Raw genomic sequence first — 14174 nt, 5'->3', positions numbered from 1 at the left:
GGAGGAACACCATGAAGACCTTAAAGCAAGGGGACGGGTTTTCCCGTCAATCACCTGAGTTACGGCCCGAAGTGAAAGTGTTTCAGCAGGGGTTGGTCAAAGCCGGGTACCCCGTGGATACCGACGGCCTGTTCGGCAGGGGCACGGAGGCGGAGCTGAAACGCTTCCAGGCGGACAAGGGGCTTGCCGCCACCGGCATCGTGGATTCGGACACATGGAAGGCCCTGGAGACCGGCGGAGAGATCCTTCGAGGTTTCAGGGGGGATGCGGCATGGGTCCACGCCCGGGAAGGCTACGCCGGAAAAGCGTACTGGCCCGGGGGGGAGTCCGGCGTGACCCTGGACCCGGGAATCGATCTCGGGTATGCCGCCTCTTCCCTGGTAGAGAAACTCTACGGGCCCCTGTTTTCAAGGGAGCAGCTCAGTGCCATTGAATCGGTTGCCGGAATCAAAGGCGAGGCGGCCAAGGCGGCCCTTTCGGCCAACCCTGTGGTTCAGAGCATCCGGGTGTCCCGGGAGCAGTCGGATACGATTTTTCCGTATGCCGCCGATCCGTATTGGGAGAAGATCTCCGGGCGATTCAAGACCCTGGCAGATGACGACACCTTTCCTCCGGTCCAGACGGTGATGCTCTCCCTCGCCTACAACCGGGGTCCATACAACAAAGGCCTGGAGGTGTTGCGTCAACCCATCGAGGAGAAAAACTGGGCCGAAGTGGCCAACGTGGTGGGAGCCATGCAGCAGGATCACCCCCTTGAAGGGATCCGGAAACGACGGCGTATGGAGGCCGAATTGATCCGGTCCCATCTGGGGTAAGTCATGGCATGGTCGCAGGCATCGCGATTGAGACGGCCTGCAGCGTATCTGTATTTTGCGGGGTGCCGGACCGGCCCTGTTCTGTCGGGGGAGCGGGGAGTTGTGATTCCATGGCATTCGAGGGCATGCCAGGACCCGTTCCCCCGTCTATCTATAAGGAGGCCATTGGTGGATCGAGATTTCCATTTTTTCGGGACGTTCATGGCGGCTTCCCGGGCCGGTTTCTCCGGTAAAGAGGCGTTGACCATCGCCACTGCGGCGCAGTTCGTGGACGATTGCACGGAGGCTGTCACCCACAAGGGCCGGCCCCTTAACCGGAACCCCAGACAGGTGTGGGTGCTCGCAGGGGGCGGGTATGTCTTTACCCCCATCATCACGGCGGTGGCCGATTTGAATACCTGGGCCGGAGCCTCTGAAGTCGACGAAACCCGGCAGATCTGGATGCCCTTTCACTACCTGCCCGGGAACACGCCGAGCCCGAAGGACCCGGTGGTGGTTCGAAGGGGACCGGCCGGGGAAGCCCTGGACGCCCTCTGCCGTCCGGGGAGCGAAGCGGCCAGGGAGCTTGTCAACTTTGCCGTGGATCGGTACGGGGAGCTTTCTGCGGTGGACCGTCACCTTGCCCTGATGCTTGTGGGGATCTGCATGCATGTGTTTGCAGACACCTATGGCCACCAGGACTTTGCGGGCAGCGCTTCCCCGGAGCTCAATGCCCCGCGCCTGGGCATCTGGCGAAACGCAGGTACCTTTACGAACAAGGGGAGCTGGAAGGGGCGCCGCTGGATTCCCCGCAAGCGAAGCCCCAAGGAGATCGCCTGGCCCTGGCGGGTTGGCAGGGGACCGGCAGCGCCCCTGACGGCCTACTCCGAGGTGCCCATGGACGCCACCCGGGTGGGGCACGGCCACATGGGCCACCTTCCCGATGTTTCGTCCATTGCCTATGAGTTTGAGCCCTGCTGGTCGGACGGGAAAACCGACACCAACCGAAACAACCCGGAGGTCTTTTTGACCTGTTTCATGGAGATGGTGCGTGCCCTTCGGGCTGTGCGTGCAGGGGAACGCTTTTCCTTTCTTGCATCGGATAGCGACGCAGACGAAGCCTTTGGCCTGGACGCCTCTTTTTTTGAGCGCGTGGGCCGGGTCATCTGCCCGACAGCCCATGAGGCGTGCGACCGTGACCTCTACGATTCGGGAATGAACCTGGCCGCCGATACCTGGTTCCGGGCCTCGGAAGAGCGGTGGGGGGCGCTGGTTACCGAGGTGATCAAGCCGGGTCTTCGCGTTGACATGGCTGTTTATGACGCCACCCGGGATGCGTGGGCGGCCCAGGTCAAATCTGCCGGGGGTGGGGAGATGTCCGTCCGGGAGTTCACGGGCCTTCCCTTTATCAAATGGAACTGCGCGGCCAAAGCGGTGTTTGCCCACCTGTTCCAACGGCTCCAGACCCCGGGGACCAGGGTGAAGGTGCTGCCCTTTGCAAAAACCTCAGCCTGCCTGCCGTCCCAGTTCCATCTCCTTGATGAGATTGCCGAGTTCTGGCTCCCCAAGGGGAGGGGCTCCGGCGGGTACTACTATTCCGATCAGGTGGCGCGTCTCAAGCTGAGGAACCGAGCCCTCCAGAGGGCCACCTCACCCTTTGAAATCGAGACCCTGTTTTTCTGCTGAAGGCCCATGGCCTTGAAAAAAAGCCCATGTTTCCGCATTTCTCACCTCCATTTCGAAAGAACGATTCCATGAACTCATCACTTCTGCACCATGCGCTGGCCTGGTTTGCCCTTGGCGGGTGTGTCGCCATGTTCCTGGGCGTTTCCGGTTTTCTGGGGTATGGGGGCCTTCTTGGGATCTCCATGGCCGTGGCAGCGGCGGGCCATTGACCATGGGGCTTTAACAAAGGGGGGCGCCGCATGCTTCACCATGCCATCGAGCACATCACGGGCTCGCTCAACGGGTACCTCAGGGGGGTCTTTGACCTTCCCCAGGACGTGGCCGTCATGTCCGGGATACTGGACCAGGACGGATCCATTGAGGCCCAGATCCACAACAAGCTGGTGGTGAGCCTGGTCAACATCGAAAAAGAGCAGGTCCCTGCCGCTTTTATCCGGCAGGGGTCAAAGGAGACCGGGCTCACGAACATCGGTTTTCCGCCCATTCATCTCAACGCCTATGTCCTTGTGTCCGCGTATTTTCCGGGGTCCAATTATGCAGAGGCCTTGAAGTTTATCTCCTATGCAGCCCTTTTTTTTCAGGGAAATCCCGTCTTTACCCGAGAAAACTCCCCTGAGTTAAACGGGGATATCGAAAAGCTCGTCATGGACATTGAAAATTTGAACTTAAGGGATTTGAGCAGCCTGTGGTCTGTGATCAGCGGCAGGTATCTTCCCTCCATCGTTTACAAAATGCGTATCATCACCATTGACTCAAGGGGGATTGGCAAGCAGGTCACCAGCCTGTCCGGTGTGGATTCCTCGGCAGGCCAGTCCCATCGGTAAGGGGTGCCCAGTGAAGACGCTGTTTCTTCTTGAAGGCAGGCACAGTTATTTCGGAGCGGGGGGAGGGGCCGGGGTGCGTTTTGTTCCCACCCGGCACTGCCGGTATATTGCGGACAAGGCCGGTCTGCGGTTTTTCCCCCGGGAGAGCGGGCTTCGGATCTGCTTTGAGTCCACCGACCTCCCCAAGCTCAAGGCCTACACCGAAGACACCGTAGAACCTTTGATGCTGACGATTCTGGTCCTTGCAGGACGGGACGATTTCTGGAATTATACGGCTTTTCCCGAGGTTCCCAGGGACAGCCTCATTCAGGGAACCTACAGGGAGGACGGACTCGACCCATCCCTTTGCATTCGAAATCCCCCGGCACAGGACTCCCTGGTCCGTGCAGATGCGTTAACGGCGGACGGTACCTGTACGGGGGAGGAGCTGGCGTCGTCACCCGTTGCTCTGATACGCCTGGACTGCAGGTCCCGACAGGGGAGGGATTATCTTCAGGGAGCCCTTGAGGGGTGCCCCCGGGTCTGCAGGCTTGATTTTGAGAACCGCAAGACCTTCTGGCGTTATTTCATTCCCTGTGATGGAAATCCTGAGCACCTTCGCATCGTTGATCGTGGTGGGAGTGTCTCCTTCGGCCTGGCCGGCGGGCTCAGTGCCCAGGGGCATCCCTACTATGCCCGTTTTGTATCGGATCGGCCCCTTGGCCTTCAATGGAAGGGTGCCGGGCGGTTTCAGTTGACATGCACGGGGGGCGGTCGGGCCCGGACCCTTGTGAAGGCTTTGCCAAATGCCCCGTCGGATCCTCTGCACTGCATGGATTTGGACAACGGAAAGGTGTTTGTTTCGGATATTTTCGTCAATCATTACGTTTACGGGAGGTGAACATGGGTCAAATGAAGACACCGGGTGTCTACATCGTCGAGAAAAGCGCGTTTCCGAATTCGGTGGTGGAGGTGGCAACAGCCGTGCCAGCCTTTATCGGGCATACGGAAAAAGCGGTGAACGGAGGGAAGTCCCTTGCCGGAAAGGCATGGCGCATCACCTCCATGGCGGAGTTCCACAGCTTTTTCGGCGGGGCGCCTTTCCCCAAGTTCACCCTGGCCGAAGCGCAGGGTGGCGGCGCCGAAGCAGCGACACCCCCGCCCGCAGAGGGCGGTGAGGCAGGGGCCGCCGAACCCGCAGCCGATGGCGGCTCTGCCCCGGCGGCCATGGATTTTACCTTCAACGACAAAGCCTACACCCTGGACCAGTCCGAGGGACACTACATCCTCTACAACTGCATGCGCCTTTTTTTCCAGAACGGCGGCGGACCCTGCTACATCGTCTCCGTGGGGGACTACAAGGCAGCCGTTGAGGCGGACCGGTTTAAAAAGGGCATCGAAGAGCTCATCAAGGAGCAGGAACCCACCATGGTGGTGGTTCCCGAGGCGGTGCTTCTCGAGGATGCGGACTGCACCGGTGTTCAGCAGGCGGCCCTTCAGCACTGTGGCGGCAAAATGCGGAACCGGGTCGCCATTTTGGATGTCTACGACGGCTACAGGGACCGCCAGGACCCCGCAGGGGACTGCATCGACCAGTTCCGAAATGCCCTGGGGATCAACTACCTCGATTTTGCGGCGGCCTATTATCCCTGGGTGGACACCTCCATCGTCCAGGACAAAGAGCTCGGCTATGAGAGCATCAGCAACGCAGACATGGTCAAGACCTTGATCTCCGAGGAGCTGGGCCTTGACGGCGACTCCGGCGGGGACAAAGGCGGGGACGCGGGGGGCGAAGATCCCAAGAAGGCCCAGCTTAAAGAGGCCCTGGAGAAGATGACGGACCCCTCCCTTGCCGACGACGAAAAAGAGCTCCTCAACAAAACCCTGGTGCAGGTGAGCCCTCTGTTCAAGACCATGTGCAAAGAGCTCAAGGCCAAGCTCAACCGCCTGCCCCCATCGGCTGCCATGGCCGGGATCTACACCATGGTGGACAACGCCCGTGGGGTCTGGAAAGCCCCGGCCAACGTGAGCCTGAACGCGGTGATCGCTCCGTCCGTGAACATCACTCACGACGACCAGGAAGACCTGAACGTCCCCACCAGCGGCAAGTCCATCAACGCCATCCGGTCGTTTATCGGGGAAGGTGTCCTCTGCTGGGGAGCCCGGACCCTGGACGGCAACAGCCTGGACTGGCGCTATATCAACGTGCGGCGTACCATGATCATGCTCGAAGAGTCCATTCGCCTTGCCAGCAAGGCCTATGTGTTCGAACCCAACGACGCCAACACCTGGGTGACGGTCAAGAGCATGATATCCAATTTCCTGACGGGTATCTGGAAACGAGGGGGCCTTGCCGGAGCCGTGCCCTCGGACGCCTTCAGCGTCCATGTGGGTCTCGGGGAGACCATGACGCCGGAGGACATTCTGGAAGGGATCCTGCGCGTCACGGTACTTGTGGCTGTGTCTCGTCCTGCGGAGTTCATCGAGATCACCTTCCAGCAGCAGATGCAGAAATCCTGACAGGGCCCTGCGATGATAACGATTATTAAAGGAGGTAGATGCCATGAGTGATGACGGTTCCGCACAATCGACCACGGTCTGGCCGATGCCCAAATTTCACTTTGAGGTGAAATGGGACTCGGAGGTGATGTCGTTTCAGGAGGTGTCCGGTCTGGATATCGAGGCACAACCCATTGAATACCGCCATGGGGACAGCCCGGAGTTCTCCACCATCAAGATGCCCGGGATCAAGAAGAGCGGCAATGTGACCATGAAAAAGGGTGTCTTCAAGTCCGACAACAAGTTCTGGGACTGGTTCAACCAGATCAAGATGAACACCATCAAAAGGGTTCCGGTGACCATCAGCCTGTTGGACGAGACCGGGGCTCCCACCATGGTCTGGACCCTGGCCAACGCCTGGCCCACCAAGATCCAGGCCACGGACATGAAGTCCGACGGCAACGAAGTGGCCATTGAGTCCATTGAGATCGCCCATGAAGGACTGGTGATCGCCAACGCCTGATCGTCACCGTCTGAGATAAGGGAGTCCGTACCATGATAGGTATACCGGATGCAGGCCTTATGTCTCTCCCCCTTGGTGGGATGTTCGGTGGCGCCCTGCCGGCGTCGTTTCATTTCCGGGTGGTCTTTTCGGCCACCCAGGGAGCCACCGACACCTCGTTTAAAGAGGTGGGCGGCATCGGCTCTGAGATGGAACTCGAAGAGGTGGTGGAAGGGGGAGAGAACCGTTACGTCCACCGATTGCCAAAGGGGGTGAGACATCCCAAGCTCCTGTTGAAACGGGGGGTGGCCGATGTCACCTCCCCGTTGGTGATCTGGTGCAAGTCCGTGTTTGAGTCGGGGTGCCATGTGGCCCTGGTCCCCATGCCTGTCCTTGTGTATCTGCTGGACGAAAACCGGCTCCCGGTGCGTGGGTGGTTCTTTGCCAACGCCTACCCGGTGAACTGGAAGATGGACCCCTTCAACGCCACCGGCAACGAGGTGGCCATCGAAGAGATTGAGCTGAGTTACAACCACATGTTTCGCATTATCTGACATCAAGGAGGCCGTATGGCGGTTGAGATTCGCGAGATGGTGGTGCGGACCACCATCTCTTCAGGTCCTGCAGGAGAGCCGCGTGAGACCCTCTCCTGCAGCGGCATGGAGCGGGTGAAGCGAGAGGTGGTGGCCGTCTGCATGGAGCGGCTGGCCGATTACCTTCTAAAGCAGAAGGAGCGGTAGATGCTGGGATCGGGTCTGAAGAAAAAACTGAAGCTCACCGCCGTTGCCGTCACCAAGGGCAAGCTTGGGGCCGAAGGGGACAGCTTCGAGGTGATGATCAACCCGGCCGGTTTTTCAAGGACCTTGGGGATCTGCTTCAGCGAAGACCAGGCCCAGGGGGCCATCGGCAGCGAGCAGAAGTTCACCCGGGTCAGCCCGGACAAGCTCTCCTTTGACATCGTCATGGATGGCACCGGTGTGGTGGAGGTGACCGACCCCGATGACGTGAAGACCCAGGTGAAAAACCTGAGGGCCGTGGTGAGCCGTTACGAGGGCAGCCAACACGACGTCAACGTGGTGAAGGTCCTCTGGGGCACGACGTTGTTTTACGGCCGCCTCGATACCCTGGAAATTGAATACACCCTTTTCAAACCCGACGGGGACCCCTTGCGCGCCAAGGTGAAGCTGAGCTTTACCGAGTTTTTGAGCAAAGAGGAGGAGGTGAAGAAAAAGGCCAACGAATCCCCGGACATGACCCACCTCATCGAGGTAATGGCCTTTGACACCCTGCCGGCCCTGTGTCGCAAAATTTACGGTGACGATGCGTACTACCCGGATGTGGCGCGCATCAACAACCTGGTCAATTTCAGGCGGATAGAGCCGGGAACCCGCCTTCGATTTCCCCCCTTGAGGTGACCTGTGCCCGATTCCCCGAAAAAAGAGGCCGACGGTGTCTTAAAGCTGGTGGTGAAAAGCGGCGGCAGTGAGGTGGATGAGAAGAAATGCCGGGTGATCTCCGCGGTGGTGGACAAGAAGATCAACCGGATCCCCTGGGCCCAGCTGGTGCTCATCGACGGCGACATGAGCGACAAGACCTTTGAGGTGAGCAGCGACAAGGCATTTAAACCCGGCGCTGAGATCACCCTGGAGGTGGGGTACGGCAAGGTGGCGGTCCCGGTGTTCAAGGGGGTGGTGATCACCCATGGCATCAATATCCACGACGGGGGCTCCCACCTTGTGGTGGAGTGCCGGGACAAGGCCGTGGCCCTGTGCTCGGTGCGGAAGAACACCAACCACACGGACAGTGCCGACAGCGCCATCCTCTCAAAATTGATCAAGGCCTGCCCGGGCCTGTCCGCAGACGTTGCATCCACCCGCCCCACCCATGCCCGCATGGTGCAGTACCAGGCCACGGACTGGGATTTCATGCTCACCCGGGCCGATGCCAACGGGCTTCTGGTGACCGTGGCCGACGGAAAGGTTTCGGTAAAGCCCCCCAAGACCGACGGGGCGGCAGTGCTCAAGGTCACCTGGGGGGACGACCTGATTCATTTTCGCGCCGACATGGACGCGCGGCATCAGGTGGCGGCCTCCCGCGGGGTCTCCTGGGATCCCAAGACCCTTGCCATTGCAGAAAAGACCGGGTCCAAACCCTCACTGCAGGCCCAGGGAAACATCACCACAGCCGAACTCGCCAAGGTGGTGGCGGACCCCAAGGGGGTGCTGCGAAGCGCCGTCCCCATGGAGGGTGATGCCCTGAAGGCCTGGGCCGATGCACGCCTTCTCAAGTCGGGGCTGGCACGGATCCGCGGGACCATGCGGTTTCAGGGCAGCGCCAAGGTCTCCCCGGGGGACCTGGTGGAGGTGGAAGGGGTGGGGGACCGGTTCAACGGCAAGGTCTTCGTGGCCACCGTGCACCACGATATCTCCATGGGAGACTGGTACACGGATGTGGAGTTCGGGCTCTCCCCGGACTGGTTTGCAGAAAGGGATGACATCTCCCCGCCCAAGGCCTCGGGCCAGCTTCCCGGCGTGGACGGGCTCCAGGTGGGGCTCGTGACCAAGCTCGATGCGGATCCGGCCAAAGAGACCCGGATCCAGGTCTCCCTGCCCGTGATGGAGAACAGCACCCCGGGGATCTGGGCCAGGATGGCCACCCTGTACGGCACCAAGGACGCGGGAACCTTTTTTATCCCAGAGGTGGGGGACGAGGTGGTCCTGGGCTTTTTCAACTCAGACCCTCGTCACCCGGTGATCCTGGGCTCCCTTCAAGGGAGCTGTCACAAGATGCCGGTCCAGCCCGAAGCCAAGAACAACACCAAGGCCATTGTCACCCGGGAGAAGATGAAGATCACCTTTGATGAAGAAAAGAAGGTGATCACCGTGGAGACTCCCGGGGGCAACAAGGTGATCCTCAGCGACGACGCCAAGGGCATCACCCTGCAAGACCAGAACAAAAACACCCTCATCTTAAACGACAAGGGCATCTCCCTGGACAGCCCCAAGGACATCACGGTCACGGCCAAGGGAAAGATCTCCCTGGATGCCATGGGCGCTGCCAGCGTCACCTCCAAAGCCGATGTCAAGCTCAAAGGCATGAACGTCAATGCCGCGGCCGACGTGGGGCTGGTGGCCAAGGGCAACGCCAGCGCCGAGCTCTCGGCCTCGGGCCAGACCACGGTCAAAGGGGCCATGGTGATGATCAACTGATGCCTCCCGCCGCCCGCCTCACCGACATGCACACCTGCCCCATGCAGACCCCGGCCTTTCCTTCGCCCATCCCCCACGTGGGGGGCCCCGTCACAGGCCCCGGGGTCCCCAACGTCATGATCGGCAAGATGCCCGCCTCCGTGGTGGGAGATACCTGTACCTGTGTCGGCCCACCGGACGCCATTGTCAAAGGGTCGGCCACCGTCATGATCGGCGGACGTCCCGCAGCCCGTGTGGGCGACAACACCGCCCACGGCGGCACCATCGCCATGGGCTGCCTTACGGTAATGATCGGAGGGTAACCCCATGGACGATACATCCCTGTTCCTCGGTTCGGGCTGGCGATTTCCCCCGTCCTTTAACGGACGCGGGCGCCTGGCGAGCATGGCCCAGGGCGGGGAGGACATCAAGGAGAGCCTCCACCTGCTTCTCTCCACGGTACCCGGCGAGCGGGTGATGCAGCCGGAGTACGGCTGCAGCCTCTCTTCCATGGTGTTTGAAACCTTTGACAGGAGCACCCTCACCGATGTGGAGGACCGGGTGAAGCGGGCCATTCTTTTTTTTGAGCCGCGCATCATCGTGGAGCGGGTGATGGTGGACCTGTCCCGGGAGCCCGAAGGCTTTCTCTCCATTGTCGTCTCGTATCGGGTCCGCGCCACCAACAACCGCAGCAACATCGTCTATCCTTTCTACTTCCTTGAGGGCACCAACCTGTAAATGAATCCCGACACCCAACCACAGACGCCTCACCCCCTGACCGACACCGACGGCACAGGGCGGGACGATCGCCTGAAAGGGCTCCCGGCCCCGCCGGAGCTCGCCGTGGACGGCATGGACCTGACACGGCGCCTTGCCCTGGCAGCGGCCTTCTCGGACCAGGTGGCCTTTATCGGCGACGGCAACCTCCCTGCGGGAAGCTGGAAAGGCACCTTCACCACCGATGCCTCCATGCTCCTGGCCCTGATCGCCTGCTCCCCCCTGGAGGATGCGGAAAAGAAGATGAGGCGGTACAGGGGACGGCACCAGGGAGAAGCCGGGTGGGCCATGGGGGCCCTGATCTATAAGGTGGCCCGTCTGCTCAACGACTGGTACCACGCCCTGACAGCCAGTAAAGGGCCGGAACCCTCGGAGCTGGGAAGGGCCCTTTCAGAGCTTATCCAGAGCCGTTTAGGGGATGCCCTTGCCTCCCTGTTTCTTGCCGGGGATGCCCTTGAACGGGAGCTCCCGGACAAGCGTTCCTTTGCGGATCCGTCGGCCTTTCACCCGGTGTGGTCCCTTTCAGGGCGCATGCAGGCCCTTGAAGCCGGGGCGACCGGGGAAAGCGGCGTCCACGCGGATCTCTTTTCGCCATTTTACAATGCGGCCCTTCATATCCGGGAGAAGGCCCGGCAGCAGGTCCCCCGAACCCTGGCCACCGGGGACCACGATCCGGCGGCGGGCCTTTTTATCGCCTTTCTCACCCTGTACCAGCGTGCCGCAGATCGCATAAACGAGATGCCCGGTCGCCACAGGGATCTTTATTACGATAACATCCTGGGGTTTTCCCTGAAGCCCAGGCGCTCCGACAGTCTCTACCTGACCCTGTTTTCCGACGGCTCCCAGCCCGTTGTCCCTGTGCCTGCGGAGACCCTGTTTTTCGGCGGGAAAGAGAGCCTGGGCCATGACGCGGGATGCCGAACCTCCCGTCCTCTCCTGGTTCACCATGGGCGGGTGGCCCGGGTGGAGACCCTCTTTTTTGAACGTCATCCCCTCATCACCCCGGAATGTGATCTGGGCCTGGTGAGCTCCGTGCGCCATGCGGGTTGCGACGTGGCGGACCCCGCCGCCGACGAAGCGCCGGCTGAAGGGGTGGGGTGGAGCCTCTTCGGCGCCCACCACAGCGAAGGTGAAGAGGGGGGTGAAGCCACCCTGGGGTTCGCCGTGGCCGCCCCCCTGCTGCTCCTTGCCGAGGGACATCGCCATATTGAGATGACCGTGCACACGCACCCCCTTGACGCCGGGACCACCGATCTTTTCCATCGCACCCTGGCAACCCTTGAGCAGAGCCGCAAAGAGGGGCGTACAGGGGCCTTGCGCCTTCTTTTCGGGAGCGCTTTTCACCTGTATCTCTCCGCAGAGGGGGGCTGGCACCCGGTGTCCGACTGCACCCTGTCGGTGGGGCTGTCCGAGGCCGGTCCCACCCTGGTTTTCCAGATGGATCTGGAGCCCCGGGACCCTGCCGTGGTGCCCTGCACGGCCGAGATGCACGGAGACATCAACCTGGGGGAACCCGGGGCTCCCGTGCTGCGGGCGGTGTTGAATCCCAAGGCCCACGTCAACCCGTACACGCTGTTGTCCCGCATGCGGTTGACGCGCATTGTGCTCCGGGTGAAGGTGGACGGCGCCCGGAACCTGAGCCTGGCGAACAACCTGGGCATGCTGGATGCCAACACCCCCTTTGCCCCCTTCGGCCCCTTGCCCAAGTGCGGTTCGTTTCTGGTCCTGGGCCACCGGGAGTCCACCGGAAAAGAGGTGAAAAAGCTCACCGTGGAGTTTTCCTGGGCGGAACTTCCCGCGTCGTCCGGCGGGTTTGCCCGGTACTACAGGGCGTATGGAGGGGCCATTGACAATGGGGCCTTTAAGGTGAAGATGGCGGTCCTGAAGCAGGGGCAATGGGTGGAGGACGCCGAAAGCCCCGGGTACCGACTGTTTTCCGAGGACCCCGGCCCCGGGGACAAACCGGCCACCACGGGTGCCCTGGTCTGCACCAGCGAAAAGCTTCTGGACTCCGTGCCCGATGACGAGGGGGCCTTTGTGTTCGGTCCCGGTGTGTGCAACGGGTTTTACCGGTTTCAACTTGTGGCCCCTGAGATGGCCTTCGGCCACGCGCTTTACCCCCAGCTCCTGACACGGGGTCTGATGAAAGAGGCAAAGGCAAAGGGGAAGATCATCGCCGATCTGCCCAATGCTCCCTACACGCCCATGGTGTCCCGGTTGAGCCTTGCCTACGAGGCCGTGGAGACCCTGGACCTCTCCTGTGGCCAGGGGGCCGGTCAGTTTTACCACCTCTACCCCTCGGGCTATGACCGGCTGGACGATCGCGAAGAGGGGGAGACGATTCCCCTGATCCCCGACGCCGACGGCGACGGCCATCTGTTTTTAGGGATCAGCGGCCAACGCCTGGCCGGCATGGTGAACCTCCTCTTCTGCCTGGAAGGGGACGGGGTCCACTCCTTTCACCTGCCCCTTCCCGAGACCCGGTGGGCTTACCTTGAAGCGGACCGGTGGCAGGCGCTGCCCGACCGGTGTGTGCTCCTGGATAGCACCCGGGGGTTTCTCACCTCAGGCCTCGTGGTCCTCGACCTTCCGGCCAGCGGGCTTTCCAGCGACCATACCGTGATGCCCACCGGTTTTTTCTGGCTTCGGGCCATCCCCATGGTTCCGTCCGGTGACCCGGCAACCCTGCAGAACGTCATGGCATCCCTGAGCAGGTGCCGTACCGTGGTGCTCAACGGTGTCCTCGCCCGGCTGGACCACGAAGCAACCACCGACGCCTCGGTGCCCTGCGGGAGTGCGTTTCGGCCTGCAACCCCCCTTGCCGGGGTGGGGACGGTTCGTCAGCTCCTGGACTCCTTCGGCGGCAGGGGAGAGGAGAGCGCCGAGGAACGCATGGCACGCATCGGCGAAAGGCTTCGCCACAAGGGCCGGGCCGTAACGTCCTGGGATGTGGAGCGGCTCCTCCTGGAGCGGGAGCCTGCGATTCGCAAGGTGAAATGCTTTCCCGGCATGAGCTTGGAACGCAGGGAGCACCCCGGGCGGCTGCTGGTGGCCGTACTGCCCGACCGGCAGGGGCAGGGCTCCATGCCTCCGCTGTTTACCATCCTGGAGCTGGGGAGAATGGCAGGCTACCTCAAGGGCCTGCTCCCCGATCATGCCGAGGTGGATGTGATCAACCCCGTCTACGAAAGGATCCAGGTGCGGTGCACCCTAACCTTGAGGGAGGGGCAGGGGGACGCCTTGAAACGGGTCCACCGCTCCATCAGTGACTTTTTGTCTCCCTGGGTACTGGACGTGGGATACCCGGCCCGGTTCGGCTGGTGCGTCCGCGAAGTGGAGGTGGAGGCACACATCGCCGCCCACCCGGATGTGGTGTCCGTCACCGATTTTTCCATGCTGCACCTGATTCGATCCCCGGAAGAGGGGTATGCCATGGTGGATACGGTGATCATGGCAGGGGACCGGGCCGATGACGTGGCCCAGCGCCCCTGCGAGGGGGTTACAGATGAAGAGGTCTCCATCACGCTGAAAGAAATCCGGCCCGCAACCCCCTGGAGTATTGCGGTTCCCGCAGATGCCCATTATCTCCAGACCATCCCCGAGCCCCGTCCCATAGCCCCCCAGCGTACCGGTGTCGGGGAACTCGAAGTGGGGCGGACATTCATTGTTTGATAAACGGTGACTGTTCAGTTTATGCCTCCGGCGGCCCTGCCGGGGGCCAACCTTTTGAAAAGGTTGCCAAACACCTATCTGACACAAATTCCCCAATATAGCCTGAATGAAAGGCGGATGTGATTTGACCCGAGGGACGAGGGGCAAAGCGTATCCGCAACCCGCTTTCAAGGTGGCACACCTTGCCGTTGGAGGCTGTTTTTGAGCACCTTAACCATACAAGGCAGCATGTTAAGCACTGAATAGTTACGAC

Annotated in this window: 14 protein-coding genes; all 14 read left to right on the top strand. The window is 61.4% G+C overall.

Annotated features, from left to right (window positions below; translation table 11 throughout):
* Positions 1–11 precede the first annotated feature (11 nt).
* The 14 genes from BLQ12_RS08170 to BLQ12_RS08115 all read left to right on the top strand — a co-directional run bounded on the left by BLQ12_RS08170 (position 12) and on the right by BLQ12_RS08115 (position 13921).
* A complete protein-coding gene (locus BLQ12_RS08170; protein ID WP_217640264.1) occupies positions 12–815 on the top strand; it encodes a peptidoglycan-binding protein in 804 nt (267 codons plus the stop codon).
* Positions 816–983: 168 nt separating this feature from the next.
* On the top strand, positions 984–2480 hold the full coding sequence (locus BLQ12_RS08165) for a DUF6765 family protein (protein ID WP_092210088.1): 1497 nt from the start codon (positions 984–986) through the stop codon (positions 2478–2480).
* A 68-nt stretch (positions 2481–2548) separates the two neighbouring features.
* Positions 2549–2689, top strand: coding sequence for a hypothetical protein (locus BLQ12_RS27365; RefSeq protein ID WP_175469585.1), 141 nt, complete (start codon positions 2549–2551; stop codon positions 2687–2689).
* Positions 2690–2719: 30 nt separating this feature from the next.
* The gene (locus BLQ12_RS08160; RefSeq protein WP_092210086.1) at positions 2720–3304 is read left to right on the top strand and encodes a Pvc16 family protein; all 585 of its coding nucleotides are present in this window, start codon (positions 2720–2722) and stop codon (positions 3302–3304) included.
* Between the two features lie 10 nt (positions 3305–3314).
* Positions 3315–4184, top strand: coding sequence for a hypothetical protein (locus tag BLQ12_RS08155; RefSeq protein ID WP_092210084.1), 870 nt, complete (start codon positions 3315–3317; stop codon positions 4182–4184).
* A 2-nt stretch (positions 4185–4186) separates the two neighbouring features.
* Positions 4187–5803 (top strand): phage tail sheath family protein, encoded by a 1617-nt coding sequence (locus tag BLQ12_RS27965; protein ID WP_092210082.1) that lies wholly within the window; start codon positions 4187–4189, stop codon positions 5801–5803.
* 43 nt (positions 5804–5846) lie between these two features.
* Complete coding sequence (locus tag BLQ12_RS08145; RefSeq protein WP_092210079.1) at positions 5847–6305, top strand: phage tail protein; 459 nt, start codon at positions 5847–5849, stop codon at positions 6303–6305.
* A 32-nt stretch (positions 6306–6337) separates the two neighbouring features.
* Positions 6338–6838 carry a phage tail protein gene (locus BLQ12_RS08140; RefSeq protein ID WP_217640263.1) on the top strand — a complete coding sequence of 167 codons (501 nt, stop codon included), beginning with the start codon at positions 6338–6340 and terminating at the stop codon, positions 6836–6838.
* A 15-nt stretch (positions 6839–6853) separates the two neighbouring features.
* Positions 6854–7024: a DUF5908 family protein gene (locus BLQ12_RS27360; protein ID WP_175469584.1), complete on the top strand. Its 171-nt coding sequence runs from the start codon at positions 6854–6856 to the stop codon at positions 7022–7024.
* A complete protein-coding gene (locus BLQ12_RS08135) occupies positions 7025–7699 on the top strand; it encodes a CIS tube protein (protein ID WP_092210075.1) in 675 nt (224 codons plus the stop codon).
* A 3-nt stretch (positions 7700–7702) separates the two neighbouring features.
* Positions 7703–9493 (top strand): type VI secretion system tip protein VgrG, encoded by a 1791-nt coding sequence (gene vgrG, locus BLQ12_RS08130; protein ID WP_092210073.1) that lies wholly within the window; start codon positions 7703–7705, stop codon positions 9491–9493.
* Positions 9493–9795 carry a PAAR domain-containing protein gene (locus BLQ12_RS08125; RefSeq protein WP_092210071.1) on the top strand — a complete coding sequence of 101 codons (303 nt, stop codon included), beginning with the start codon at positions 9493–9495 and terminating at the stop codon, positions 9793–9795. Before vgrG ends, BLQ12_RS08125 begins: the two co-directional genes overlap by 1 nt.
* Positions 9796–9799: 4 nt before the next feature.
* Positions 9800–10210, top strand: a complete 411-nt coding sequence (locus BLQ12_RS08120) for a GPW/gp25 family protein (protein WP_092210070.1) — start codon at positions 9800–9802, stop codon at positions 10208–10210.
* Entirely contained in the window at positions 10211–13921 is a 3711-nt protein-coding gene (locus BLQ12_RS08115; protein ID WP_092210068.1) for a baseplate J/gp47 family protein, read from the top strand.
* Positions 13922–14174: the final 253 nt, after the last annotated feature.

Origin of the sequence: Desulfoluna spongiiphila, from assembly GCF_900101345.1 — a bacterium.
GTDB lineage: Bacteria > Desulfobacterota > Desulfobacteria > Desulfobacterales > Desulfolunaceae > Desulfoluna > Desulfoluna spongiiphila.
The sequence above is the reverse complement of the archived record's forward strand: the minus strand, read 5'-3'. Positions and strand labels throughout refer to the sequence as shown.

Excerpts from the sequence above, each read along its gene's own strand:
- BLQ12_RS08170 (WP_217640264.1), top strand. The coding sequence starts at position 12 with ATGAAGACCTTAAAGCAAGGGGACGGGTTTTCCCGTCAATCACCTGAG.
- BLQ12_RS27365 (WP_175469585.1), top strand. The coding sequence starts at position 2,549 with ATGAACTCATCACTTCTGCACCATGCGCTGGCCTGGTTTGCCCTTGGC.
- BLQ12_RS08160 (WP_092210086.1), top strand. The coding sequence starts at position 2,720 with ATGCTTCACCATGCCATCGAGCACATCACGGGCTCGCTCAACGGGTAC.
- BLQ12_RS27965 (WP_092210082.1), top strand. The coding sequence starts at position 4,187 with ATGGGTCAAATGAAGACACCGGGTGTCTACATCGTCGAGAAAAGCGCG.
- BLQ12_RS08145 (WP_092210079.1), top strand. The coding sequence starts at position 5,847 with ATGAGTGATGACGGTTCCGCACAATCGACCACGGTCTGGCCGATGCCC.
- BLQ12_RS08140 (WP_217640263.1), top strand. The coding sequence starts at position 6,338 with ATGATAGGTATACCGGATGCAGGCCTTATGTCTCTCCCCCTTGGTGGG.
- BLQ12_RS27360 (WP_175469584.1), top strand. The coding sequence starts at position 6,854 with ATGGCGGTTGAGATTCGCGAGATGGTGGTGCGGACCACCATCTCTTCA.
- BLQ12_RS08135 (WP_092210075.1), top strand. The coding sequence starts at position 7,025 with ATGCTGGGATCGGGTCTGAAGAAAAAACTGAAGCTCACCGCCGTTGCC.
- BLQ12_RS08125 (WP_092210071.1), top strand. The coding sequence starts at position 9,493 with ATGCCTCCCGCCGCCCGCCTCACCGACATGCACACCTGCCCCATGCAG.
- BLQ12_RS08120 (WP_092210070.1), top strand. The coding sequence starts at position 9,800 with ATGGACGATACATCCCTGTTCCTCGGTTCGGGCTGGCGATTTCCCCCG.
- BLQ12_RS08115 (WP_092210068.1), top strand. The coding sequence starts at position 10,211 with ATGAATCCCGACACCCAACCACAGACGCCTCACCCCCTGACCGACACC.